This is a genomic window from Sphaerisporangium sp. NPDC049457 (assembly GCF_055586705.1).
Map to the genome: position 1 here is coordinate 147,181 of NZ_JBVJHR010000009.1, position 22,682 is coordinate 169,862.

The 22,682-nt window shown below is 72.6% G+C and carries 21 protein-coding genes; 7 read left to right on the forward strand and 14 right to left on the reverse strand.

Annotated features, from left to right (window positions below; genetic code table 11):
- Positions 1 to 318: 318 nt before the first annotated feature.
- The 4 genes from ACZ6QO_RS16115 (at position 319) to ACZ6QO_RS16130 (ending at position 5,714) form a co-directional block, all read left to right on the forward strand.
- Positions 319 to 1,500 carry a sensor histidine kinase gene (locus ACZ6QO_RS16115; RefSeq protein ID WP_465851350.1) on the forward strand — a complete coding sequence of 394 codons (1,182 nt, stop codon included), beginning with the start codon at positions 319 to 321 and terminating at the stop codon, positions 1,498 to 1,500.
- Entirely contained in the window at positions 1,497 to 2,189 is a 693-nt protein-coding gene (locus ACZ6QO_RS16120; protein ID WP_465851351.1) for a response regulator, read from the forward strand. Before ACZ6QO_RS16115 ends, ACZ6QO_RS16120 begins: the two co-directional genes overlap by 4 nt.
- Before the next feature lie 215 nt (positions 2,190 to 2,404).
- On the forward strand, positions 2,405 to 3,166 hold the full coding sequence (locus ACZ6QO_RS16125; protein WP_465851353.1) for an ABC transporter ATP-binding protein: 762 nt from the start codon (positions 2,405 to 2,407) through the stop codon (positions 3,164 to 3,166).
- A 1-nt stretch (position 3,167) separates the two neighbouring features.
- Entirely contained in the window at positions 3,168 to 5,714 is a 2,547-nt protein-coding gene (locus ACZ6QO_RS16130) for an ABC transporter permease (protein ID WP_465851355.1), read from the forward strand.
- A 107-nt stretch (positions 5,715 to 5,821) separates the two neighbouring features.
- Here the strand turns inward: ACZ6QO_RS16130 and ACZ6QO_RS16135 are convergent, their stop codons facing one another.
- From ACZ6QO_RS16135 to ACZ6QO_RS16170, 8 genes are all read right to left on the reverse strand, one after another.
- The gene (locus ACZ6QO_RS16135; protein ID WP_465851356.1) at positions 5,822 to 6,106 is read right to left on the reverse strand and encodes a hypothetical protein; all 285 of its coding nucleotides are present in this window, start codon (positions 6,104 to 6,106) and stop codon (positions 5,822 to 5,824) included.
- On the reverse strand, positions 6,103 to 7,584 hold the full coding sequence (locus ACZ6QO_RS16140) for a toxin glutamine deamidase domain-containing protein (RefSeq protein ID WP_465851358.1): 1,482 nt from the start codon (positions 7,582 to 7,584) through the stop codon (positions 6,103 to 6,105). Before ACZ6QO_RS16140 ends, ACZ6QO_RS16135 begins: the two co-directional genes overlap by 4 nt.
- Before the next feature lie 211 nt (positions 7,585 to 7,795).
- A complete protein-coding gene (locus ACZ6QO_RS16145; protein WP_465851360.1) occupies positions 7,796 to 9,580 on the reverse strand; it encodes a molybdopterin-dependent oxidoreductase in 1,785 nt (594 codons plus the stop codon).
- Between the two features lie 47 nt (positions 9,581 to 9,627).
- A complete protein-coding gene (gene rdgB / locus ACZ6QO_RS16150) occupies positions 9,628 to 10,251 on the reverse strand; it encodes an RdgB/HAM1 family non-canonical purine NTP pyrophosphatase (RefSeq protein WP_465851361.1) in 624 nt (207 codons plus the stop codon).
- 85 nt (positions 10,252 to 10,336) lie between these two features.
- Positions 10,337 to 11,053: a ribonuclease PH gene (rph, locus tag ACZ6QO_RS16155; RefSeq protein WP_465851363.1), complete on the reverse strand. Its 717-nt coding sequence runs from the start codon at positions 11,051 to 11,053 to the stop codon at positions 10,337 to 10,339.
- Between the two features lie 4 nt (positions 11,054 to 11,057).
- On the reverse strand, positions 11,058 to 11,810 hold the full coding sequence (locus ACZ6QO_RS16160) for an MBL fold metallo-hydrolase (RefSeq protein ID WP_465851365.1): 753 nt from the start codon (positions 11,808 to 11,810) through the stop codon (positions 11,058 to 11,060).
- A 154-nt stretch (positions 11,811 to 11,964) separates the two neighbouring features.
- On the reverse strand, positions 11,965 to 12,816 hold the full coding sequence (murI, locus tag ACZ6QO_RS16165; protein ID WP_465851612.1) for a glutamate racemase: 852 nt from the start codon (positions 12,814 to 12,816) through the stop codon (positions 11,965 to 11,967).
- Between the two features lie 149 nt (positions 12,817 to 12,965).
- On the reverse strand, positions 12,966 to 13,757 hold the full coding sequence (locus tag ACZ6QO_RS16170) for a thioesterase family protein (protein ID WP_465851367.1): 792 nt from the start codon (positions 13,755 to 13,757) through the stop codon (positions 12,966 to 12,968).
- 223 nt (positions 13,758 to 13,980) lie between these two features.
- Between ACZ6QO_RS16170 and ACZ6QO_RS16175 the strand changes: the two genes are divergently transcribed.
- The gene (locus ACZ6QO_RS16175; RefSeq protein WP_465851368.1) at positions 13,981 to 15,738 is read left to right on the forward strand and encodes a DUF3352 domain-containing protein; all 1,758 of its coding nucleotides are present in this window, start codon (positions 13,981 to 13,983) and stop codon (positions 15,736 to 15,738) included.
- 136 nt (positions 15,739 to 15,874) lie between these two features.
- On the opposite strand, the gene ACZ6QO_RS16180 is transcribed toward ACZ6QO_RS16175, so the two are convergent.
- From ACZ6QO_RS16180 to clpS, 5 genes are all read right to left on the reverse strand, one after another.
- A complete protein-coding gene (locus ACZ6QO_RS16180; RefSeq protein ID WP_465851369.1) occupies positions 15,875 to 16,822 on the reverse strand; it encodes a PLP-dependent cysteine synthase family protein in 948 nt (315 codons plus the stop codon).
- Positions 16,823 to 16,824: 2 nt separating this feature from the next.
- Complete coding sequence (locus tag ACZ6QO_RS16185; RefSeq protein WP_465851371.1) at positions 16,825 to 17,103, reverse strand: MoaD/ThiS family protein; 279 nt, start codon at positions 17,101 to 17,103, stop codon at positions 16,825 to 16,827.
- 228 nt (positions 17,104 to 17,331) lie between these two features.
- On the reverse strand, positions 17,332 to 17,742 hold the full coding sequence (locus ACZ6QO_RS16190; protein ID WP_465851372.1) for a M67 family metallopeptidase: 411 nt from the start codon (positions 17,740 to 17,742) through the stop codon (positions 17,332 to 17,334).
- Between the two features lie 9 nt (positions 17,743 to 17,751).
- Positions 17,752 to 18,279: a DUF2017 domain-containing protein gene (locus ACZ6QO_RS16195; RefSeq protein ID WP_465851373.1), complete on the reverse strand. Its 528-nt coding sequence runs from the start codon at positions 18,277 to 18,279 to the stop codon at positions 17,752 to 17,754.
- Positions 18,276 to 18,566: an ATP-dependent Clp protease adapter ClpS gene (clpS, locus tag ACZ6QO_RS16200; RefSeq protein WP_344949572.1), complete on the reverse strand. Its 291-nt coding sequence runs from the start codon at positions 18,564 to 18,566 to the stop codon at positions 18,276 to 18,278. Before clpS ends, ACZ6QO_RS16195 begins: the two co-directional genes overlap by 4 nt.
- A gap of 45 nt (positions 18,567 to 18,611) precedes the next feature.
- Here clpS and ACZ6QO_RS16205 point away from each other — a divergent pair, with 45 nt between their 5' ends.
- A complete protein-coding gene (locus ACZ6QO_RS16205) occupies positions 18,612 to 19,901 on the forward strand; it encodes a nicotinate phosphoribosyltransferase (protein WP_465851614.1) in 1,290 nt (429 codons plus the stop codon).
- Positions 19,902 to 19,983: 82 nt separating this feature from the next.
- Positions 19,984 to 20,559: an isochorismatase family protein gene (locus tag ACZ6QO_RS16210; protein WP_465851376.1), complete on the forward strand. Its 576-nt coding sequence runs from the start codon at positions 19,984 to 19,986 to the stop codon at positions 20,557 to 20,559.
- A 320-nt stretch (positions 20,560 to 20,879) separates the two neighbouring features.
- Here ACZ6QO_RS16210 and ACZ6QO_RS16215 read toward each other — a convergent pair whose 3' ends face one another.
- Positions 20,880 to 22,637 carry a DEAD/DEAH box helicase gene (locus tag ACZ6QO_RS16215; RefSeq protein ID WP_465851378.1) on the reverse strand — a complete coding sequence of 586 codons (1,758 nt, stop codon included), beginning with the start codon at positions 22,635 to 22,637 and terminating at the stop codon, positions 20,880 to 20,882.
- Positions 22,638 to 22,682 lie beyond the last annotated feature (45 nt).

Consider the following 22,682-nt stretch of genomic DNA (forward strand, 5'->3'; position numbering starts at 1 on the left):
AAAGGAGGCCCCCCCCAAGTGGGGGGGGGGGCCTCTTCCGGCGGAAACCCGCGGGACAGAGGTGGGCAACTGGGGGAAGGAGAGAAGGTTGAGGGTCCTCGGGGTCGCGTGGCCGTCCCCCCGGCCACGCGACCCGTCGTCTTGGTACCCGACATCACTTCTCCCTTTACTCACCCTCAAGGGGTGCTCCCAATAAGAACTATTCCGTATGCCCCGTAAGACCGGTGTAAGCCATCCGGCCTGTACGACCTGGGTCGTAGGTTCAGATCCCTCTCCAGGCGGAAGGGCGGTGAACTGCGCGAACGTAGGGTTGGACACGTGTTCGGCAGAGTGCGCGCGTGGGGTTCCGGCAACGGCAGGCTGGTCGACGCCCTGTTCCTGGCCCCGCTCCTGTTGCTGTGCCTGACCGCGACCGGCAACATCGCCGAAGGACCCCACCCGCCGGGCTCGCTCGCGATCGGCCCGCCTGGGTACCTCGCGATGTCGGCGGCGCTGATCACGCCGCTGTTCTGGCGCCGCACCCACCCCGTGCACGCGTTCGCGGTCATCGCGCTCATCTGCTTCTTCCAGTGGCTGGCCTCCATCCAGCCGCTGCCGGCCGACGTCGCCGTCCTGGTGGCCCTGTACGGCGTCGCGTCCAGCCGCGCGCTGCCCTGGTCGGTCGCGGCGGGCGCGATCGTCGAACTGGGCATCGTCCTGCTGCTGCTGCGCTACGGCACGGTGACCCCGTTCGTCCTGGCGTCCGGCTCTGTGTTCATGGTCGCCACCTGGATCGCCGGCGTCTATTCCAGCACCCGGCGGCGGTACCTGGAGGGTCTGGAGGAACGGGCCGAGCGCGCCGAGCGCGAACGCGACCAGCAGGCCCGCATCGCCACCGCCGCCGAACGGGCGCGCATCGCCCGCGAGCTGCACGACGTGGTGGCGCACAACGTGAGCGTCATGATCGTTCAGGCGGACGGGGCCGGGTACGCCATCGACGGCGACCTCGAACAGGCCCGGCGGGCCATGCGCACGATCTCCAGCACCGGACGGCAGGCCCTGGCCGAGATGCGCCGCCTGGTCGGCGTGCTCCGGCAGGACGACGCCGGCGAGGAGGAGTACGCGCCGCAGCCCGGCGTCGCCGACCTGGACGGGCTCCTCTCCCACATCCGGCAGTCCGGCCTGCCGGTGGACTACACGGTCGCCGGCCCGGCCCGCGACCTGCCCGAGGGCGTCCAGCTCGCGATCTACCGCATCGTCCAGGAAGCCCTGACCAACACCCTCAAACACGGCGGGCCGGCCGTGCGCGCCCGCGTCGAGATGGAGTACGGCCCGCGAGAGATCCGGTTGCGGGTGACCGATGACGGGCGGGGCGCGGCCGCGCCGTGGAGCATCGACGGGCACGGGCTCATCGGCATGCGCGAGCGGGTCGCGATGTACGACGGCAGCGTGCACGCGTCCCCCTGTCCCGGAGGAGGGTTCCAGGTGACCGTACGACTCCCCGTGGCCCGGGCCGCGTGAACACCCCCGGCGAGCAGATCAGGGTGGTGCTGGTGGACGACCAGCAGCTCGTCCGCGCCGGCTTCCGCATGGTCCTCGGCGCCCAGCCGGACATCGAGATCGTCGGAGAGGCCGCCGACGGCGCCGCCGCGGTCGAGCTGCTGCGCCAGGTGAGCGCCGACGTCGTGCTGATGGACGTGCGCATGCCCCGCGTGGACGGCGTGGAGGCGACCCGGCTCGTCCGCGCCCTGCCCGACGCGCCCAAGGTGCTCATCCTCACCACGTTCGACCTGGACGAATACGCCTTCGCCGCGCTCAAGGCCGGCGCTTCGGGGTTCCTGCTGAAGGACGTGCCGCCGTCCGACCTGCTCAGCGCCATCCACTCGGTGCACGCGGGGGACGCGGTGGTGGCGCCCAGCACGACCAGGAGGCTGCTGGAGCGCTTCACCGCCCACCTGCCCGGCGCGGCGGCGCCCGAGCCCGAGGCGCTGGGGCAGCTCACCGCCCGCGAGCGCGAGGTGCTCGTGCTGGTCGGGCGGGGGCTGTCCAACGCCGAGATCGCGCGGCGGCTCACCCTGGCCGAGGCCACGGTCAAGACCCACCTCGGCCGGGTGCTGGCCAAGCTGGGTGTGCGCGACCGCACGCAGGCGGCGGTGTACGCCTACGAGACCGGCCTGATCACCCCCCTCACCAAGCCCACCGACCGCTGATCCCCCGCGAAGCCGGCGTCCCACCACCCGCGGAGTCGGGTCGGCCGAAAGGGGGAGGGGCGGGTACCTCAGCGGTCGCATCCGCCCGTGGCGCCGCCCCTGCAGACCTACTTGAAGTCCCTTCCCACGGGTCATGAATGGCGACATCGGCGGCCATAGCGTTGATCTCGCGGATCCTTCCGCAGCTCAGACGCCTACCGCTTGAGGAGCCAGATGTGACCGTCACCGGAGAGGAAGCCGCCCTGCGGACCGCGCCCGCCGCGGTCGTCGCCAGCGGCGTGACGAAGGTCTACGGCCACGGGGACGCGGCCGTCCACGCGCTGCGCGGCGTGGACGTCCGCTTCGAGACCGGAGCCTTCACCGCGATCATGGGCCCGTCCGGCTCCGGCAAGTCCACCCTGATGCACTGCCTGGCCGGTCTGGACACCGTGACCGACGGCCGGGTGACCATCGGCGAGGACGACATCACCCGGCTGAGCGACAAGCGGCTCACGCTGTTGCGGCGCGAGAGCGTGGGGTTCATCTTCCAGGCGTTCAACCTGCTGCCGACGCTCACCGCCGAGCAGAACATCCGCCTGCCGCTGGACATCGCCGGCCGCCAGGCCGACCCCGCGCTGTTCGACGCGGTGATCCGCACGGTCGGGCTCGCCGACCGGCTGGGGCACCGGCCGAGCCAACTGTCGGGCGGGCAGCAGCAGCGCGTCGCGGTCGCCCGGGCGCTGATCAGCAGGCCCCACGTCATCTTCGCCGACGAGCCGACCGGCAACCTCGACTCGCGCAGCGGAGCCGAGGTGCTGTCCTTCCTGCGCACCTCCGTACGCGAGCTGGGCCAGACCATCGTCATGGTCACCCACGATCCCGTCGCCGCCTCCTACGCCGACCGGGTGGTCTTCCTGCGCGACGGCGCGCTGGTGACCGAACTGGCGCACCCCTCGCCGCAGAACGTGCTCGACACGCTGATGAAGCTGGAGGGCTGAGGTGTTCCGCACCACCATGGCCGGGTTGCTGTCGCACAAGCTCCGGCTTCTGCTCACCTCGCTCGCGATCACGCTCGGGGTGGGCTTCATCGCCGGGACGTTCGTGCTGACCGACAGCATCCAGTCGGGTCTGTCGCAGCGCATCGCCGCCTCGGCGGACAAGGTGGACGTGGCGGTGCTCCCGCCGGCGAGCCGCACGGAGCCCCCCACGGAGACCCCCACCGAGACACGGCCGCGGCTGACGGCCGGCGACCTGGCCGCCGTCAAGGGCGTGACCGGCGTGGCCGAGACCCAGGGGCTGGTCCAGGGCGACGCCGCGCTGCTCGGCAAGGACGGCAAGGCCGTCGGTGACTTCGCCACCATCGGCGTCTCGGTCGCCACCGGCAGGCTCAACCGCACCGAGATCACCTCCGGCAGCGCGCCGGCCGCCCCCGACCAGGCCGTTCTCGACGAGAACACCGCCAAGACCCGTGAGTTCGCCGTGGGCGACACCGTCAGGGTGCTCGGCGCCGACGGCCGGCCGCACGCCTTCCGCCTGGTCGGGCTGTTCGACGTCGGAGTCGACCAGCGGCTCGCCGTCACGGGCGCGGTGGGCTTCACTCCGGCGACCGCGCACACGATGACCGGCGAGAAGGGCTTCGTCGAGATCGACGCCGTCGCGGCGCCCGGCGTCACCCCCGAACGGCTCAAGGACGAGGTCGCGGCCGCGCTCGCCGGCCGCGGCCTGCGCGTCCACACCGGCCACGAACTGGCCCAGGAGCTCTCCAAGAGCAGCGGCGCCAACCTCGACACGATCGGCGCGGCGCTGCTGATGTTCGGCCTGGTCGCGATGTTCGTGGCCGCCCTGGTCATCTACAACACCTTCAACATCCTGGTCGCTCAGCGCACCAGGGAGATGGCGCTGCTGCGCTGCATCGGGGCGACGCGCCGGCAGGTCTTCGCGTCCATCCTGCTGGAGTCGGCGGTGGTGGGGCTGCTGTCGTCGGCCCTCGGCCTGCTCACCGGGCTCGGGCTCGGCGCGGGCGCGCTCGCCCTGCTCAGGACGCTCGGCCGGGACACGCCCGGAAGCGGGGTCGCGCTCGCCCCCCGCACCATCGTCCTCGCGCTCGCCGTCGGCCTGGTCGTGACGGTCGCGGCGGCGCTGCTGCCCGCGCGGACGGCCACCAAGGTCGCCCCGGTCGCGGCGCTGCGCGCCCAGGCCGAGGAGCACGCCTTCCGGGCCGGCGTCCTGCGCGTGGTGCTCGCCGCGCTCCTCCTGCTGGGCGGCGCCGGGGTCACCGCCATCGGCGTCATCTCCGCCGCCGGGCCGCAGGGCCTGTACATCGTCATGGGCGGCGGCGTGCTGACCTTCCTCGGCGTGCTGGTGCTCGGCCCGGTGATGGTCGGGCCGCTCAGCGCGCTCACGGGCTGGGTGCCCGCCAAGCTGTTCGGCGTCCCCGGCCGGCTCGCCCTGGACAACTCCCACCGCAACCCGAAGCGCTCGGCCACCACGACGGTCGCGCTGACCATCGGCGTGACGCTGATGACGCTCATCTCGGTCATCACCGCGACCACGCGGGCGACGTACACGGCCAAGCTCGACGAGCAGTTCCCCGTCGACTACATGATCACCCCGCAGTTCGCCTCCACCTCGGAGGGGGACGCGGCGCTGCCGCGCGCCATCGCCGCCGCCCTGCGCGAGCGGCCGGAACTGGCCTCCACCGTGGCGTTCCGGCAGGCGCAGGCCCGCGTCGGCGACGACCGCCACGGCGACGTCGGCACGTTCAGCGGCCCGTACCGGGTGGCACTCAGCAAGGGCTCCATGCGGGACTTCGCGCCGGGATCGGCGGTGATCGCCGACGACGTCGCCGAGCGCCTGGGCACGGGTCCGGGCGGCTCGATCAGCGTCACGACGCCCAAGGCCGGCACCGTGCGGCTGAAGGTGCTCGGGGTGTTCGACGGGGAGTCGACGCCGCTGCCGTCCATCACCGTGCCCGACGGCGAGTTCGACCGCTACTTCGGCGCGCTCGGCGACAGCCGGGTGATCGTCAACGCCAAGGACGGCGTGGCCGCCGACGTCTCCCGGCGCGCCGTCGAGGCCGCGACCGCCCCGTACCCGACGGCGAAGGTGCTCAGCGCCACCGAGGCCAGGAGCCAGTTCGACGAGACGCTCGACATGGTCCTCATGGTCATCACAGGGCTGCTTGGCCTGGCGATCATCATCTCGCTGCTGGGCATCGCCAACACCCTCAGCCTGTCGGTGCACGAGCGGACCCGGGAGTCGGCGCTGCTGCGGGCCCTCGGGCTGACCCGGCCGCAACTGCGGCGCATGCTGTCGGTCGAGGCGCTGATCCTCGGCCTCATCGGGGCCGTCGTCGGCGCGGCGCTCGGCGTCGCGTACGGCTGGGCCGCCTCCCGCTCCCTGCTGGGGAGCGTCCTGTTCCGCGTCCCGGTCACCCAGGTGCTGCTGTTCGTCGTCGCCTCGGGCGCGGCGGGAGTGCTCGCGGCGGTCCTGCCGGCCCGCAAAGCCGCCCGCGCCTCCATCGTCGGCTCCCTGGCCACCGACTGACCGAGCAGTCCGGCACGCCGGCCCCCGCCCCGCCGGTCCGTCCGCTGGAAGGACCCCATCGGACGGACGGGAGAAGGCACACCCCGCGGAGGCACACGGTCACGTCACTAGCGGGGACGGCGTGCCGACCATTGTTCGGCGACGGCCTCGGGGGTGAGCAGGGGACGGATGGAGAGCTCGCCGGTGACGCGGTCGACCACCACGCAACCGCCGCCCAGGGTCGCGGGCAGCGCGCTCGGGTCCTCCGGCTCCGGCGGCCTGGCCCAGGCGACGTACCCCTCGTCGAAGGCGAAGAGCCCGACCTCCGTCGCCCGCTCGGCGGGCAGCGGGCCGTTGAAGTACTCCTCAACCAGGACCCGCGCCTGCTCGGCCGTCACCGGCCGCCCGCTCACAGCCGCCGCCCCTGCCGGTCGAGCGCGACGCAGAAGACGCCGGTCACCGGGCCCGGAGGCGGATCCACGGACGTGTGGCCGCGCTGGGCGTCGACCCAGACCACCTCGCCGGCGGCGTTGACGGCGTTCCACGCGTGGTTTCCGCCGGACGGCCAGCGGGTGATGAGCACGGCCGCCGAGCCGTGGCCGCCGGCCTGGAGCCGCTGCCCGACGGTGGTGTAGGCGCGCCGGCCCTGCCCGACGTACTCGAAGCGGTGCCCGAGCCAGCGTTCGGCGCGGGCCACGCCGCCGGGCTCGCCGCTGAGCGAGGGCCGGCCCAGGCGGTCGTACTCGGGCTGCCGCGGCGCGGCCACCACCGGCTCGCCGTGCCAGGTGGAGATCACCGCGAGCGCGCAGTCGAGGGAGTTGGTCGCGCGGAAAGGGTCCTCGGCGGGGCCCTCGCCGTTGATCAGGCGGATCCAGGTGCCGCGCGGGTCAGGGAAACGCGCGCCGTCCGGCAGGGCCTGGCACAGGTCGCGCTGGAGCTGCGGGTCGGGCCACGCCAGCCCGCCCTGCGTGCCGTACGGGCGGGAGACGTCGAGCCGGGGCGGCCGTCCGGGACCGTCGAACCAGTCTCCCGTGATCATCGGCCACGCGGCGGCCGCGTCGTCGCCCGGCTCGCCGGGACCCTCGTACCGCCGCCCCGCCGGGCACCCGTCCGTCTGGCCGGCCGCCACCGGCCACCCTGTTCCGAGCCCGTGCCGGGCGGGCGCCACGGGGTCCGGCTCGACGGACACCGGGACACGCGGGCCCGCCGAGGACTCCTGCCGGCCCGGCACAGACGCGTGCCGGCCGCGTGCCGGACCGTGTGGCGTGGGAGGGACGCCGTCTCGCGGCGAGAGGCCGAAGCCGTCCTGCCAGTGGGTGTCGCCGTTGTCCCGGCCTCGCCCGGTATCGCACGGACGCCATCGGAAGCCGTTCGTGTCCAGAGGGGCGCGGGTGTCCCCCGTCCGGCCGCGGGTCACGCCCGCGATCTGGATCTGCCCCGGCGAGGGAGCCCTGCCGTGCCGCTGGAGCGCCGGCGCCCCGGCCTCCTCACGCGGCCCGGCGGCCTCGAGCCCCAGCGCGGCGCCCCCCAGGCCCAGCAGGCCTCTCTCCAGCCCGAGCGTGGAATCACGGCCGGGCGCGCCGCTCTCCACAGTGAACGTGGAGCCGTCAGGGGTGAGCACGATGCCTTCCGGCCCAAGCGTGGAGGCGTCCGGCTCGGGTGCGCCGTTTCCCGTCCTGCGCGTGGCGCCTCCACGGATGAACGTGGCGCCGTCGCGCCCGAACGTGTCGTCCTGCTGCCTGTCCCGCTGCCTGAGCGACGCGTGCTCCGGCCCCGGCGTGCGGCTTTCCCGCCGGGTGGCGGCCTTCTCTCGCGTCCTGCCGTTGTCCTCCTCGGCGGGGATCTCGGCCGCGAGCTCGTAGTCACGCCACCGCACCCCGTCAGAGGTCACCACAGGGTTGTACCCCACCTCGGGGACGCCCCGCGCGCGGGGCGACCCCTGCCGCGACGCCCCCGCGCGCGACGGATCACCGTAACCGACTCCGGACATTGTGCTCCCCCAGATTTCGCACCGACCCGGTCAGAGGCCGATCGTAGGGGCGCGGCGGCGGCCCGGCGGGCCGATTCCGGCATTCACCTGGAACCACACGCGGCGCGCGGATTCACTTGACGACGACGAGGATGGAGTGCCAGCCGGTCGCGCCGTCGGGGGCGGGCGGGGCGTAGTCGGAGGTCTGGGTCTGCCCGGCGGCGTCCGTGGCGCGCACCGCGATGGTGTGCTCGCCCGGGGTCGCGTCCCAGTCGTCGACGACCCACTGGCGCCAGGTGTCCGGGCCGGGGACCTGCGCCAGCCGCGCCTGCCGCCAGGGGCCCTTGTCGACGCGGACCTCGACCGCGTCCACGCCCCGGTGCTGCGCCCAGGCGACCCCGGCGATGGGCGTGCGGCCGGCGGGGATCGAGGTGCCGCCGCGCGGCAGGTCGATGCGGGACCCGGTCTTGATCGGGCCCTTGGGCGCCCAGCCGCGCGGCGTCCAGTACGCCTCGTCCTGGTCGTAACGGGTCACCTTGATGTCGGTGATCCACTTGGTGGCCGACACGTAGCCGTACAGCCCGGGGACGACCTGGCGGACCGGGAAGCCGTGCGAGACGGGAAGCGCCTCGCCGTTCATCGCGATGGCGAGCAGCGCGTCGCGGCCGTCCATCACGATGTCCACCGGCGTGCCGCTGGTCCAGCCGTCGGAGGAGGTGGACAGCAGCATGTCGGCGCCGGAGCGGATGCCCGCCTCGCGCAGCACGTCGGCCAGGCGGGCGCCGAGCCAGCGCGCGTTGCCCACGTAGTGGTCGCCGATGTCGTTGGAGACGCAGGTCAGCGTGACGTCGGCCTCCATGAGCGGACGTTTGAGCAGGTCGGCGAAGGTGATCTCGACCGGCCGGTCCACCATGCCGTGGATCTTCAGCGTCCAGGTCTTCGGGTCCACCTGCGGGACGACCAGCGCGGTGTCGACGCGGTAGAAGTCGCGGTTGGGGGTCGTGAAGGGGGACAGGTCCGAAAGGCGGAGGTCCACTCCCGCGGGGAGCGGCTTGGCCGGCACCGTCGCCCTGGGCAGCGTGACCTGGGCGCGTTCGGCGGAGACGTCCAGCCGCCCGCCGAGAGCGCGGCCGATCAGCCCGCCGGCCCCGGCGACCACGACGCCGGCGGCGACCCCGCCGAGCAGTGCCCGCCGGTCGAACTCGGACGCCTCCCCGGTCGCCCGCATGACGGCGGGGACGTCACGGACGTCGGCGGAGGCGGGACGCGGGACCTGGCCCCGGTGCAGGTCTTGCGGGTCTCCGGCCGGGTGCGGATCCTGCGGGTCCTCGCCCCGGTGCAGGTCCCGCCGGTCCTCCTCTCGCGACTGAGCGGCGTCCGAGCGAGAGAGCCGGCCGTCCACGCGAGCGGGCACGGCGTCCGAGCGAGCCGGCCGGTCGTCGTAGAAGGCGTAACCCGGTTCGCGGGCCGGCCAGGCGCGGCGGGCCAGAATGCGCAGCGCCCAGACCCCGGCGGCCGCTCCCACCGCGGACGGCAGTACGTCGAGCACGCCACCGTCGGGCCGCGTCACCGCGGCGGCCGCGCCGACGACCCCGAGGGCGAACAGACCGGCCGAAGCGAGGCTCATGCGGCCGCGGGCCAGCAGGCCGATGCCCACGGCGATGAGGGCGAGCACCACGACGATGCCGGAGATGAGCACCAGCTTGTCGTTGGCGCCGAAGGTGCGGATGGCCCACTCTTTCAGCGCGGCCGGCGTGCGGTCGACCGCGGCGTCGCCGACCGCGATCACCGGGGACGCCTTCGGGTCGACCAGCCCGGCGACGAGCTGGCCGATGCCCAGGGCGACCGCGCCCGCGACCAGGCCGATGAGCGCCGCCGCCCACGCGTGCCCGCGCGGGCGCGTCTGGTGTTCGTTCACAGGACGAACGCTACGCCCCTACCGCTCGCCTGGATCTTACGCACCGGTTACGGAGCCTTATCGGCGAGCACCTCGCGCATGACGGGCACCAGGGCGCGGAAGGCGCGGCCCCGGTGGCTGACGGCGTCCTTCTCGGCCGGGGACATCTCGGCGGTCGTGCGGCTCTCGCCCTCGGGCACGAAGATCGGGTCGTACCCGAACCCGTTGGACCCCCGCGGAGCGCGGATCAGCGCCCCGGTGAGCGCGCCCTCGACGATGCGCTCGTCGCCGTCGGGCAGCGCCAGCGCCGCCACACAGGCGAAGTGCGCGCCCCTGCGGCCGTCGGGCACGTCCGACACCTGGGCGAGCAGCAGCCGCAGGTTGGCGGCGTCGTCACCGTGGGAGCCCGACCAGCGGGCGGAGAAGATGCCGGGCATGCCGTTGAGCGCGTCCACGCACAGCCCGGAGTCGTCGGCGATGGCGGGCAGCCCGCTCGCCGAGGCGACGGCGTGCGCCTTGAGCAAGGCGTTCTCGGCGAAGGTGAGGCCGGTCTCCGCGACGTCGCCGATGTGGGGGAAGGCCTCGAGCCCGACCAGCTCGATCTTCTGGTCGGCCTCGGCCAGGATGCGCCGCAGCTCGACGATCTTGCCTTCGTTGCGGGTGGCGAGGACCACTCTGCGCGCCTGGCTCATGCGGCGCCTCCCGTGGCCGGCAGGCCATGCGCCACCGCGCGAACCGGGACGGCGCAGCGGCCGCGCCGGCGCCGGAGCGGGGCGGTCACGACAGGGCCTCGCGCTGGCGGACGGTCAGCTCGGCGCAGCCGGCGGCGGCCAGGTCGAGCAGGGAGTCGAGGGTCGACCGGTCGAACGGGATGCCCTCGGCGGTGCCCTGCACCTCGACGAACTCCCCCGAACCGGTCATGACGACGTTCATGTCGGTCTCGGCGGCGACGTCCTCGGTGTAGCACAGGTCGAGCAGCGGGGTGGCCCCGACGATGCCGACCGAGACGGCGGCGACGGAGTCGACCAGCGGGTCGCCCGGGCACATCTTGCGCTTGCGCATCCAGGCGATGGCGTCGGCCAGGGCGACGTACGCGCCGGTGATGGCGGCCGTGCGCGTGCCGCCGTCGGCCTGCAGCACGTCGCAGTCGAGGACGACGGAGTTCTCGCCCAGGGCCTTGTAGTCGACGCAGGCGCGCAGCGACCGGCCGATCAGCCGGGAGATCTCGTGCGTGCGGCCGCCGATCTTGCCGCGGACCGACTCGCGGTCGCTGCGGGTGTTGGTGGAACGGGGCAGCATGGCGTACTCGGCGGTGATCCAGCCAAGGCCGCTCCCCCTGCGCCACCTGGGGACGCTGTCTTGCACCGAGGCGGCGCAGAGCACTCGGGTGCCGCCGAACTCCACCAGGACCGAACCCTCGGCGTGGGAGAGCCAGTCGCGGGTGATCGTGACCGGCCTGAGCTGGTCGGGACTGCGTCCATCATCACGTGCCATGGGCTCACCTTAGGTCATACACGGCCCCGCTCCGCGCCAGTTCCACCCGGCCCTCGAAGCCTCCGTGGGCGGCGTCCTCCAGCACCCGCTCCTGGTCGTTCCAGGGGACGAGATGAGTGAGCACGAGCGTCCCGGCGCCGGCGCGGGCGGCGTGCTCGGCGGCCTGGCGGCCGCTCATGTGGAGGTCGGCGGGGTTGCCCGGCCGGTCGAGGAAGGACGCCTCGCACAGCAGCACGTCGGCCCCCGCGGCGAGCTTCACCAGTTCGCCGGACTCGCCGGTGTCCGCGGAGTAGGCCACCGAGTGGCCGCCGTGGGAGACGCGGAAGCCGTAGGTCTCGACGGGGTGGTTCATCCGCGCGGCGGTGACCTCGAACGGCCCCACCGAGAACGTCCCTGGGGTGAGCGCCGAGAAGTCGAACGCGGTCTCCAGCCCCGGCTCGTCGTCCATCCCGTAGGCGGCGCCGAGGCGGCGCGGGGCGTCCTTCGGGGCGTGGACGGGGACGCGCGGCAGCCGGCCGCGCGGCGAGTAGGTGCGCACCACGTGGTAGGAGCACAGGTCCAGGCAGTGGTCGGCGTGCAGGTGCGACAGGCAGATGGCGTCGACGTCGTACAGGCCGATGTGCCGTTGCAGGGCTCCCAGAGAGCCGTTGCCGAAGTCCAGGAGAAGGCGGAAACCCTCGGCCTCCAGCAGGTAACAGGACGCGGGACTGTCGGGCCCGGGAAAACTCCCCGAACAGCCCACGATCGTCAGTTTCACGGCGGCCTCCTTTCTCGGCGCGGTCGCGCCCTCTCACTGACTCGACCCGGGGTCAGCGTATTTTCGTCGCGCTCGCGGCAGGCGAGCACGGGGTGAGGGCTTCTCGCCCTCACCCGTTCATACGCGCATCCGCCCCGCGAAGGCGCGCGTTCTTCTAGTTCGGCGCGGTGAGCGCCTCGTCACCTGAGATGCCGCCCATCGGCGCGAGCTCGACGGCGCCGATCTCGGGTCCGAGGAACCGCCGCCCCAGGTGCGCGAACAGGGTGCCGTCGCCCGTCGCGCGGAACCTGTGACGGGGCGTCACGCCCTGCGCGGCGAGACCGCGGTCGTGCAGGACGCGGAAGACGTCCTTGGCCGTCTCGTCGGCGCTGGACACCAGCGTGACGCCGTTGCCGACCACGTAGGAGATCGCCCCGGTCAGCAGCGGGTAGTGGGTGCAGCCGAGGATCAGCGTGTCACAACCCTCGTCGATCACCGGCTGGAGGTACTCGCGGGCGACCTCGATGAGCTCGTCGCTCATCGTCTCCCCCCGCTCGACGAACTCCACGAACCGCGGGGCCGCCACGCCGGTCAGCCGGACGTCGGGCGCCGCCGCGAACGCGTCGTGGTAGGCCATGGACTCGATCGTCGCGCGAGTGGCGATCACGCCGACCCGGCCGTTCTTGGTGGCGCGGACGGCCCGCCGCGCCGCGGGCAGGATGACCTCCACCACCGGGACGTCGTACCGCTCGCGGGCGTCGCGCAGCACGGCGGCGCTGGCGCTGTTGCAGGCGATCACCAGCATCTTGACGTCGTGCTCGACGAGGTGGTCCATGACCTCAAGGGCGTAGGCGCGCACTTCGGCGATGCGCTTGGGCCCGTACGGCTGGCGCGCGGTGTCGGCGACGTACAGGATCGACTCGTTCGGGAGCTGGTCGATGATCGCCCGCGCGACCGTGAGACCGCCCACGCCGCTGTCGAAGATGCCGATCGCCGGGCCGTGCCGCTCTTCCACGGCGTCGATCATGCTGACCCATGGCGCGTGGGCGACGCTCCCGATATCCACCATGATCTCAACATTAAGGGACCATGCACAATCGCTCTTGGTAAGAATGCTCACATCGGAGTAATCCCTGACCGGGCAGTCCGCGGAAGGCCGCGCGGCGCCCGGGCCGCTCAGCCACGGCCCAGCCGGGCGAGCTGACGCGACTGGGCGACCAGGTTGCCCTCGGAGTCCCAGACCTCCACGTCCTCGTCGAACCATCCGTCCCTGATCAGCCGGCCGTGGCCGAAGATCTTCAGCCAGCCGGGGGCGGGCAGCGCCCTGAGGTGCCAGGTCAGCTCGACCGTCGGCGCCCAGCCTCTCGCGCCCGCCGAGAAGACGACGGGCGGCAGCGCGTCCACCGCCATCGCCAGGACGAACGGGTCGGGATCCTGCGGCTCGGCCATGCGGAAGTACGCCCGGGACTCCGGCCGCCCGCTCGGCGAACCGGTGAGCCAGCCGACGGTCGGCGGGTCGAAACGGGTCTCTATCTGGGCGTTGAACGTCATGTTCGACTCGGCCTTGGGGAGCGGCAGCTCGACGCACTCTTCGACGGGCGGCATGGCGACCGCCGGCTCGCCGATCCACTCGCTCGGTCCGTCGCCGAGCGTGGCCGTCGTCACCAGCGTCTCGATGTAGGAGGTGTCGTCCTGGATCAGGGTCGCCCTGGTCATCGCGGCGGTCCTGCCGGTCTTGAGCCGCTCCAGCCGGACGCGGGCCGGCCCGGGGCTCGGCGCGCGCAGGAACTGCGCGGCGGTGGAGACCGGGTGGTCGTAGGGCGAGGCGTCGACGACGGCCCTCAGCACCACGGCCATGAGGTACCCGCCGTTGAGCGGCCCGCTGATCGCGTAGCCGGAGTCGAGGCAGACGTCGTAGGTGTTCTCGTCGACCCTGATCGCCTGCGTCGCCTCGTCGAACTTGGTCATCTGCGCCTTGCCTCGCTCCGCGAAACGAACCGAATTTCGTTCTAGCCCCAACACCATACCTACGCCGGCGCGCCACCGCCCGCCGGAGCGGCATTGCGAACGGGACGGCCTTGCAAGCGGGACGGAAAGCGGCCTGCAAGTGCTTCGCTACCGAGGTGATCTAGCCTCACGGCGGATCCCTTCCCAGCCGGGTCAATCCCCTCTAGCCATCGAAAGCGGAGCCATGGCAGGCCAACCCCTCCCCCCGTATCCGTTCAGCCAGGACCCCGACCGGACCGTGTCCTACCGGCACCCTTCATCCGGCCAGGCCTCCGGGCAGGGCACCCAGCCCTACACGCACGCCGCGCCGCCCTCCGCCGGACAGCCTTACGCCGGACAGCCAGCAGGCGCACAGCCGTACTCCGGCCAGCCCTACGCCGGCCAGCCCTACGCCGGGCAGCCGTACGCCGGACAGCAGTACGCCGAGCAGCAGTACGCCGGACAGCCCTCCTGGCAGCAGCAGGTGCAGATCGGCACGCCCGGTCCGCCGGCCCGCAAGCGGGGGCGGGGCTGGCTGGTGGCGATCGTGGCGGCCGTGGTCGTGGCCCTGGTCGGCGGCGGCGGCGTGTACGCCATGACCCTGCTCAGCGGCGGAGGCGCCCAGCCGGAGGACGTCCTGCCCTCCGGCACCATGGCCTACGTGCGGCTCGACCTCGACCCCGCCGCCAACCAGAAGGTGGCGCTGTTCCAGCTCGCCCGCAAGTTCTCCGCCACGCGCGGCGCGTTCACCGGCGACGACCCCCGCAAGGCGCTGTTCGAACTGCTGCGCCAGGGCGACTCCGGCCTGGCCAAGGTCGACTACGCCCGCGATGTCGCGCCGTGGCTCGGCGACCGCGTCGGGCTCGGCGTCCTGGCGCCCAAGGCCGGGTCGAGCACGCCGCGCGTGGTCGCGGCCGTCCAGGTGACCGACCAGGATCAGGCGCGCGCGGGGGTGCGCAAGCTGGACGCGGACGGCGAGCTGAAGGGCCTGGCGTTCCGTGACGACTACGCGATCCTCGCCGAGACGCAGGCGGAGGCCGACGCCTACGCCAAGGCCGAGCCGCTGTCGTCCGACGCCGGCTTCGCCGCCGACCTCAAGGCTCTGGGGGAACCAGGAGTGCTGTCGTTCTGGGGCGACGCCGGGAAGATCGCCAAGGCGGCGCAGGCCGCCGGCGCGGCCTCGTCCGCCGACGCCGGCACGCTGGACATGGTCAAGGACGCGCGGTTCGCGGGGGCACTGCGCTTCGACGGCGCGTACGCCGAGCTGACCGGCATCTCGCGCGGCGGGGCCGTGCGGGCCGCCTCCGGCGCCGGCGGTGCGGGGCTGTCGCGGCTGCCCGCCACGACCGTGGGCGCGCTGTCGGTGTCGGGCCTGGGCGACCTGCTGGCCGAGCAGTGGCCGCGGATCACCGCGGCGGCCGACGGCACGTCGGGCGGCCGGTCGTTCTCCGACTTCGTCGAGCAGGCGCGGGCGTCCTACGGCGTCTCCCTGCCCGAGGACCTGGTGACCCTGCTGGGGCGGAACATCACCGTGGCGCTCGACGAGCGCGGCCTCGGCGGCGAACTGCCGAACGCCGGCGCGATCCTGTCCACCGACCCCGCCAAGGCGCAGGAGATCGTCGCCAAGATCGAGAAGTTCGTCGCGGACTCCGGGACGGCGGCGCCGCAACTGGACAAAGTGGCGTCCGACGGGCGGCTGACCGTCGCCAGCTCCCAGCAGTACGCGGACGAGCTGGCCAAGGACGGCACGCTCGGCGACAGCGAGACCTTCACCACCGCGATCCCGGACGCGGACTCCGCGACGGCCGCGTTCTACGTCGACCTCGACAAGATCGAGAAGTACTACCTGAGCGGCCTTCAGGGCGAGGAGCGGGCCAACGCCAAGGCGCTGCGCGCGATCGGCCTGAGCGCGAGGCCGTCCGGCGACGTCACCTCCTACAGCCTGCGAGTGCTGTTCAACTGATCGTGCCACCGACGAGGGCCGGGACGGCATAAGGCGAGAACAGCCGACGGGACGGGATACAGGTGCGGGCCTCCTCTCCACGGAGAGGAGGCCCGCATCCGTAACGCATCCGTACGCCGGTGCCGAGCGAGGCGGCTCAGGCCCAGAGCTGGCCTTCCAGGCGGTCCTCCGCCTCGTCGATCGTGCCCTCGTAGGCGCCGGTGGACAGGTATTTCCAGCCGCCGTCGGCCACGACGAAGGCGATGTCGGCGCGCTGCCCGGCCTTGACCGCCTTGGCGGCCATGCCGAGCGCCGCGTGCAGGGCGCAACCGGTGGAGATGCCGGCGAAGATGCCCTCGGCGCCGAGCAGCTCGCGCGTGCGGCGCAGCGCGTCCGCCGACGTCACCGAGAAGCGCGTGGTCAGCACCTCGGCGTCGTAGATCTCGGGGATGAACCCCTCGTCTACGTTGCGCAGGCCGTACACGAGCTCGCCGTACCGCGGCTCGGCGGCCACGATCTGCACGCCGGGCACGTGCTCGCGCAGGTAGCGGCCGACGCCCATCAGCGTGCCCGTGGTGCCGAGGCCCGCGACGAAGTGGGTGATCGAGGGAAGGTCCCGCAGGATCTCGGGGCCCGTCGACTCATAGTGGGACCGCCAGTTGGCCGGGTTGCCGTACTGGTAGAGCATGACCCAGAACGGGTTCTCGGCGGCGAGCCCCTTGGCCACCCGCACCGCCTCGTTGGAGCCGCCCGCCGCCGGCGAGGAGATGATCTCGGCGCCCCACATGCGCAGCAGCTGGCGGCGCTCCTCGGAGGTGTTCTCGGGCATCACGCAGATCAGCTTGTAGCCCTTGAGCCTGGCCGACATCGCCAGCGAGATGCCGGTGTTGCCGGAGGTGGGCTCAAGGATGGTGCAGCCGGGGGTGAGCAGGCCCTCCTTCTCGGCCTGCTCGATCATCCACAGCGCGGGACGGTCCTTGATCGACCCGGTCGGGTTGCGGTCCTCCAGCTTGGCCCAGACGCGCACGTCCGCGGACGGGGACAGGCTCGGCAGCCCCACCAGAGGGGTGTTCCCCACCGAGTCGATCAGCGAGTCGAAGCGCATGACTAGCGCATGCCCCCGGCCACCGCGGGCAGCACGGTCACGGTGTCGCCGTCGGCGACCGGGGTGTCCAGGCCGCCGAGGAAGCGCACGTCCTCGTCGTTGAGGTAGACGTTGACGAACCGGCGCAGGCCGGAGTCGTCGACGATGCGCTCCCTGAGCCCCGGGTGCCGCGACTCGAGGTCGCCGATCAGGTCGGAGAGAGTCGCACCCGCGGCGCTCACCGACTTGGCCCCGTCGGTGTAGGTGCGGAGAATGGTCGGAATGCGAACCTCGATGGCCATCGCGTTTGTCTCCTTGGTCAGTGGTCGTCACGGTCACCCGACGTGTGCGAACACGCGGGGAGGGGCTGGGATTCCTACGTTCAGGAACAGTCGTAGACGACGGTGAAGGGAGTGTGCGCGAAAAGATGGTTCTGCACAGGGGACGAGTGCCCAGGGCGCACACCGGCGCGCGGTGATACCGGGTCAATCGTCAGCATGTTCTCAACTCTACAGCTTTCCCAGCGGCGCTCACGAGGGGACGATTTCTACCTGTTCCTCGGTGACGACTCCGTCGAGCACGCGGAACGAGCGGAACTGCACGTTGTCCGGATCGGCCGTGGAGACCAGCACATAGTGGGCGTTCGGCTCGGAGGCGTAGCTGATGTCCGTGCGCGACGGATACGCCTCGGTTGAGGTGTGCGAGTGGTAGACGACCACCGGCTCCTCGTCCCTGTCGTCCATCTCGCGCCACACCCGGAACTGCTCCATCGAGTCGAAGCGGTAGAACGTCGGCGAGCGCTCGGCGTTCTCCATGGGGATGAAGCGCTCAGGCCGGTCGGAGCCCGCGGGACCGGCGATCACCCCGCAGGCCTCGTCCGGGTGATCGGCCCAGGCGTGGGCGATGATCTTGTCGACCAGTTCCCGTGAGATCGTGAGCATGCCTGGAAGTTACCAAAGGGCGCGGACCAGCGTGTCCTGGAGGTAGGTGAGCCAGTCGTAGGTCACGTACGCCGGGTAGCGCGGATCGTCCTCGGTCATCTCGGCCAGCTCGTCGTGGACCTCCTCGGTGACCTCCAGGCGCACCCCGAGCGCGAGCCGCACGTCGTTGAGCGCGCGCAGCCACGCCTGCGCCTGCTCGGCGGTCAGCTGGACCCTGCCCTGCTCGGCGGTCTCGAGCAGCACCTCGGCGTCGGCCCGCTTGCCCTCGCGCAAGGTGGCCTCGGTGTAACGGCGGAACTCGGCCGCCGCCTCGTCGTCGTCGGCGTAGGCCGAGGGGAACAGCCGGGCCAGCACCGGGTCGGAGGGGGCCTTGGCCGAGCCGATGCCGAGCGCGCGTTCGAGCGGGTCGTCCCCGGTCGCCCCAGGCTCCACCAGGCCGAGCACCTGCGACACCAGCGAGCGCAGGATCGAGGCCTCCCCCGCGTCCAGCAGGATCGTCACCCCGCCGTCGCGCGTGGCGCTGAAACCGGTGCTCACGCCGAGTCTCTCTGGACGGTGGCCCACAAGCCGTAGGAGTGCAGAATCTGCACGTCGCGTTCCATCTCCTCACGGGTGCCGCTGGCCACGACGGCCTTGCCCTTGTGGTGCACGTCGAGCATGAGCTTCTCGGCCTTGGCCTTTGGGTAACCAAAGACCGTTTGCAGGACATATGTCACGTAAGACATGAGGTTGACCGGGTCGTTCCACACGATCGTCAGCCACGGAAGATCGGGGCGGACGTCCGTCGACGGACGCTCGACCTCGGCTGGAGCGGTGCTACCCACGTTCCCATCCTGCCCTACCCCGGTCGTAGTCTTCGACTTGTGAAGATGGCCATGAGCAGCGCGTTGCTCACCGATCACTATGAGCTGACAATGCTCCAGGCGGCGTTGGACGGCGGGGCGGCGCACCACCGGGCCGTGTTCGAGGTCTTCGCCCGTCACCTGCCGCACGGCCGCAGGTACGGGGTGGTCGCGGGCACCGGGCGGGTGCTGGACGCCCTCGCGGAGTTCCGGTTCGGCGACGCCGAGCTGGCGTTCCTGCGCGAGCACCGCGTGGTCAACGACCGCACGCTGGACTTCCTCGCCTCCTACCGCTTCTCCGGCGACGTGTACGGCTACCGGGAGGGCGAGTGCTACTTCCCCGGCTCGCCGATCATGGTGGTGGACGGCACGTTCGCCGAGGCGGTCCTGCTGGAGACCCTGGTCCTGTCGATACTGAACCACGACTCCGCCGTCGCGTCCGCGGCGTCCCGCATGGTGCACGCGGCCGGGACGCGCCCGATCATCGAGATGGGCTCGCGCCGCACGCACGAGCTGGCGGCGGTCGCCGCGGCGCGAGCCGCCTACGTCGCGGGCTTCTCCTCCACCTCCAACCTGATGGCCGGCAGCGTGTACGGCGTGCCGACGGCCGGCACCAGCGCGCACGCCTTCACGCTGCTGCACGACAGCGAGTACGACGCCTTCCAGGCCCAGATCGAGTCCCTGGGGCGCGGCACCACGCTGCTGGTCGACACCTACGACGTCGCCAAGGCCGTGCGCACGGCGGTGGAGGTGGCCGGCCCCGAGCTCGGCGCGGTGCGCATCGACTCCGGCGACCTCGCTGTGGCCGCCCGCGAGGTGCGCCAGTCGCTCGACGCGCTCGGCGCCACCAAGACCCGCATCGTCGTCACCAGCGACCTTGACGAGTACGCCATCGCCGCGCTCGCCGCCGCCCCCGTCGACGGGTACGGCGTCGGCACCTCGGTCGTCACCGGGTCCGGCGCGCCCACGGCGGCCATGGTCTACAAGCTCGTCGCCCGCGAGGACGGCGAAGGCGTCCTGCGGCCGGTGGCCAAGAAGTCGGTCGGCAAGCCGAGCAGGGGCGGCCGCAAGGAGGCATACCGCGCCGTGGAGGACGGCGTGGCGGCCGCCGAGCTGGTCACCACCGCCACCGACGGCGACCCCGCCCCGCCGGGAGCGCGCCCGTTGCTGCACACGCTGGTGCGCGGCGGCGAGATCGTCGGCCGCGAGCCGCTCGCCGCCGCCCGCGACCGTCACCGCGCCTCCGTCGCCGAGCTGCCCGTCCCGGCCCACCAGCTCTCCCAGGGCGACCCCGTCATCCCCACCGTCTTCTCCTGACCCCGACGCCCTTCCCCCGATCCGCTCCCGGCCCGGCCCGGCCGGTGACGATCAGACCTCCGCACAGCAAGGGAGACCGGCCATGAAGACCGCGCTCGTCATCGTCGATGTGCAGAACGACTTCTGCGAGGGCGGCAGCCTCGCGGTGGGCGGCGGCGCCGAGGTCGCCGCGGCCATCGGACCGCACGCCGCCGCGGGCGGCTACGACCACGTCGTGGCGACCCGCGACTACCACGTCGACCCCGGCGACCACTTCGCCGACCATCCCGACTACGTGCGCACCTGGCCCGCCCACTGCGTCGTGGGCACGGCCGGCGCCGACTTCCACCCCGCACTGGACACCTCCGCCGTCGAAGAGGTGTTCAGCAAGGGCAGGCACAGCGCGGCCTACAGCGGCTTCGAGGGGGCGAGCGGCGAGGGCACGAGCCTGGGCGAGTGGCTGGCGGCGCGCGGGGTCGAGCGGGTGGACGTGGTCGGCATCGCCACCGACCACTGCGTGCGCGCCACCGCCCTCGACGCCGCCAGGAACGACTTCACCGTGCGCGTGCTACTCGACCTGACCGCCGGCGTGGCCCCGGCCACCACCGAGGCCGCCCTGACCGAACTCGCCTCCACCGGCATCGAACTCACCGGCACCCCCATCATCAAGCCCACCTGACCCCTGACGCGGCGACCACAAGCCTTCACCGGACGCCGCTCCCCCACCCGATGGCCGCCGGACCTGACCGGCGAGCACCTCGACCTCTACGGCGATGACCACCGACCTCCACCAAGGCACGGTCCACCACCCGGTGGGCGCCGGAAGGGGACGGCGAGCACCTCGACCTCTACGGCGGTGACCACTCCTCCGCCGGGGCGCGCGCCGTTCTCCATCCGGTGGGTGCTGGATGTGACCGGCGCCGGGTCGGCGAGTCGTAGGGCGGCGAATTCGGCGCCGCCGTACGGGGGCCGGCCCGGCGTACGTGCGTGGACGGCGTGCTAGCGGGAGCGCTGGGTGGCCCACTTGCGGATGGTGTCGATGCGCGCGCGGATCTGATCGGCGGACGCCTGGGCGATGGCCGGGCCGCCGCAGGCCCTGCGCAGCTCGGCGTGGATGACGCCGTGCGGCTGGCCGGTGCGGTGGTTCCACGCGCCCACCAGGCCGTTGAGCTCTTTGCGCAGGGCCGCGATCTCTTCGTGCGGGGCGAGCGACACCGGGGCCGGGGCCGGGGTGGCCTTGCGCCGCCGGGCCGCCTGCTGGTCGGCCTGGTGCTTGCGCAGCAGCACCGCCACCTGGTCGGGCTCCAGCAGCCCCGGCAGGCCCAGGAAGTCCTCCTCCTCGGGAGAGCCGGTCTCGGCCGGGGTGCCGAACTCGCCGCCGTCGAACAGCACGCGGTCGAAGGTCGCCGACGCCTCGACGGTCTCGAACGGCAGCTCGTCGCCGACGACGTCCGGACTGTCCTTCTTCTGGCGGGCTTCGTCGACCAGGAAGTCGTCCAGCCCCTCCTCGGGGAGCTTGCGGTCGAGGACGTGGTCGCGCTCGGTCTCCATCTCGCCCGCCAGGCCCATGAGAGTGGGCACCGAGGGCAGGAACACCGAGGCGGTCTCGCCGCGCCTGCGCGCGCGCACGAAGCGCCCCACCGCCTGGGCGAAGAACAGCGGCGTCGAGACGCTGGTGGCGTACACCCCGACGGCCAGGCGCGGGATGTCGACGCCCTCGGAGACCATGCGGACGGCGACCAGCCAGCGCTCTTCTGAGGCGCTGAACTGCTTGATCTTGTCTGAGGCGCCGGGGTCGTCCGACAGCACGACCGTCGCGCCCTGGCCGGTGATCGCGCGCAGGTGCCGAGCGTAGGCGCGGGCCGTCTCGTGGTCGGTGGCGATCACCATGGCGCCGGCGTCGGCCACGTGCCTGCGGACCTCGGTGAGCCGCTTGTCGGCGGCGCGCAGGACCTGGCGGATCCAGTCGCCCTTGGGGTCGAGGGCGGCCCGCCACGCCTGGCCGAGCTGGTCTTTGGTGAGCGGTGTGCCGAGCGTGGCGGTGATCTCGTCGCCGGCGCGGGTGCGCCAGCGCATCTCACCGGCGTACGCCAAGAAGATCACCGGGCGGACGACGCCGTCGGCGAGCGCCGGGCCGTAGCCATAGGAGTAGTCGGAGACGCTGCGCCGCACCCCGTCGCCGTCCTCGGCGTAGGTGACGAACGGGATGGGGTTGGTGTCGGACCGGAACGGGGTGCCGGTGAGGGCGAGCCGCCGCGCGGCCGGCTCGAACGCCTCACGGACGCCGTCGCCCCAGGACTTGGCGTCGCCCGCGTGGTGGATCTCGTCGAAGATCACCAGCGTCCTGCGGGCCTCGGTGCGGGCCCGGTGGAGCGCGGGATGCATCGACACCTGGGCGTAGGTGATCGCGACGCCGGTGTAGTCGCGGGAGGTGGCGCCCTGGCTGTTCTTGAACTCGGGGTCGATGGCGATGCCGACGCGGCCCGCGGCGTCCGCCCACTGGCGCTTGAGGTGCTCGGTGGGGCAGACGATGGTCACCGCCCGGACGACGCCCCGGCTCAGCAGCTCACCGGCGATGCGCAGCGCGTACGTCGTCTTGCCCGCGCCGGGGGTGGCGACGGTCAGGAAGTCGCGCGGCTCGCGCCGGAAGTAGAGGTCGAACGCCTCCTGCTGCCAGGCGCGCAGCTTGGGCGCGGTGCCCCACGCCGCACGGTCGGGATAGGAAGGTGACAGATGAGACGCGGAGAACGAGCTCACGCCGACCTCCTTGTCAGACGGCCTTCGCGGACCTCAGGACCCTGG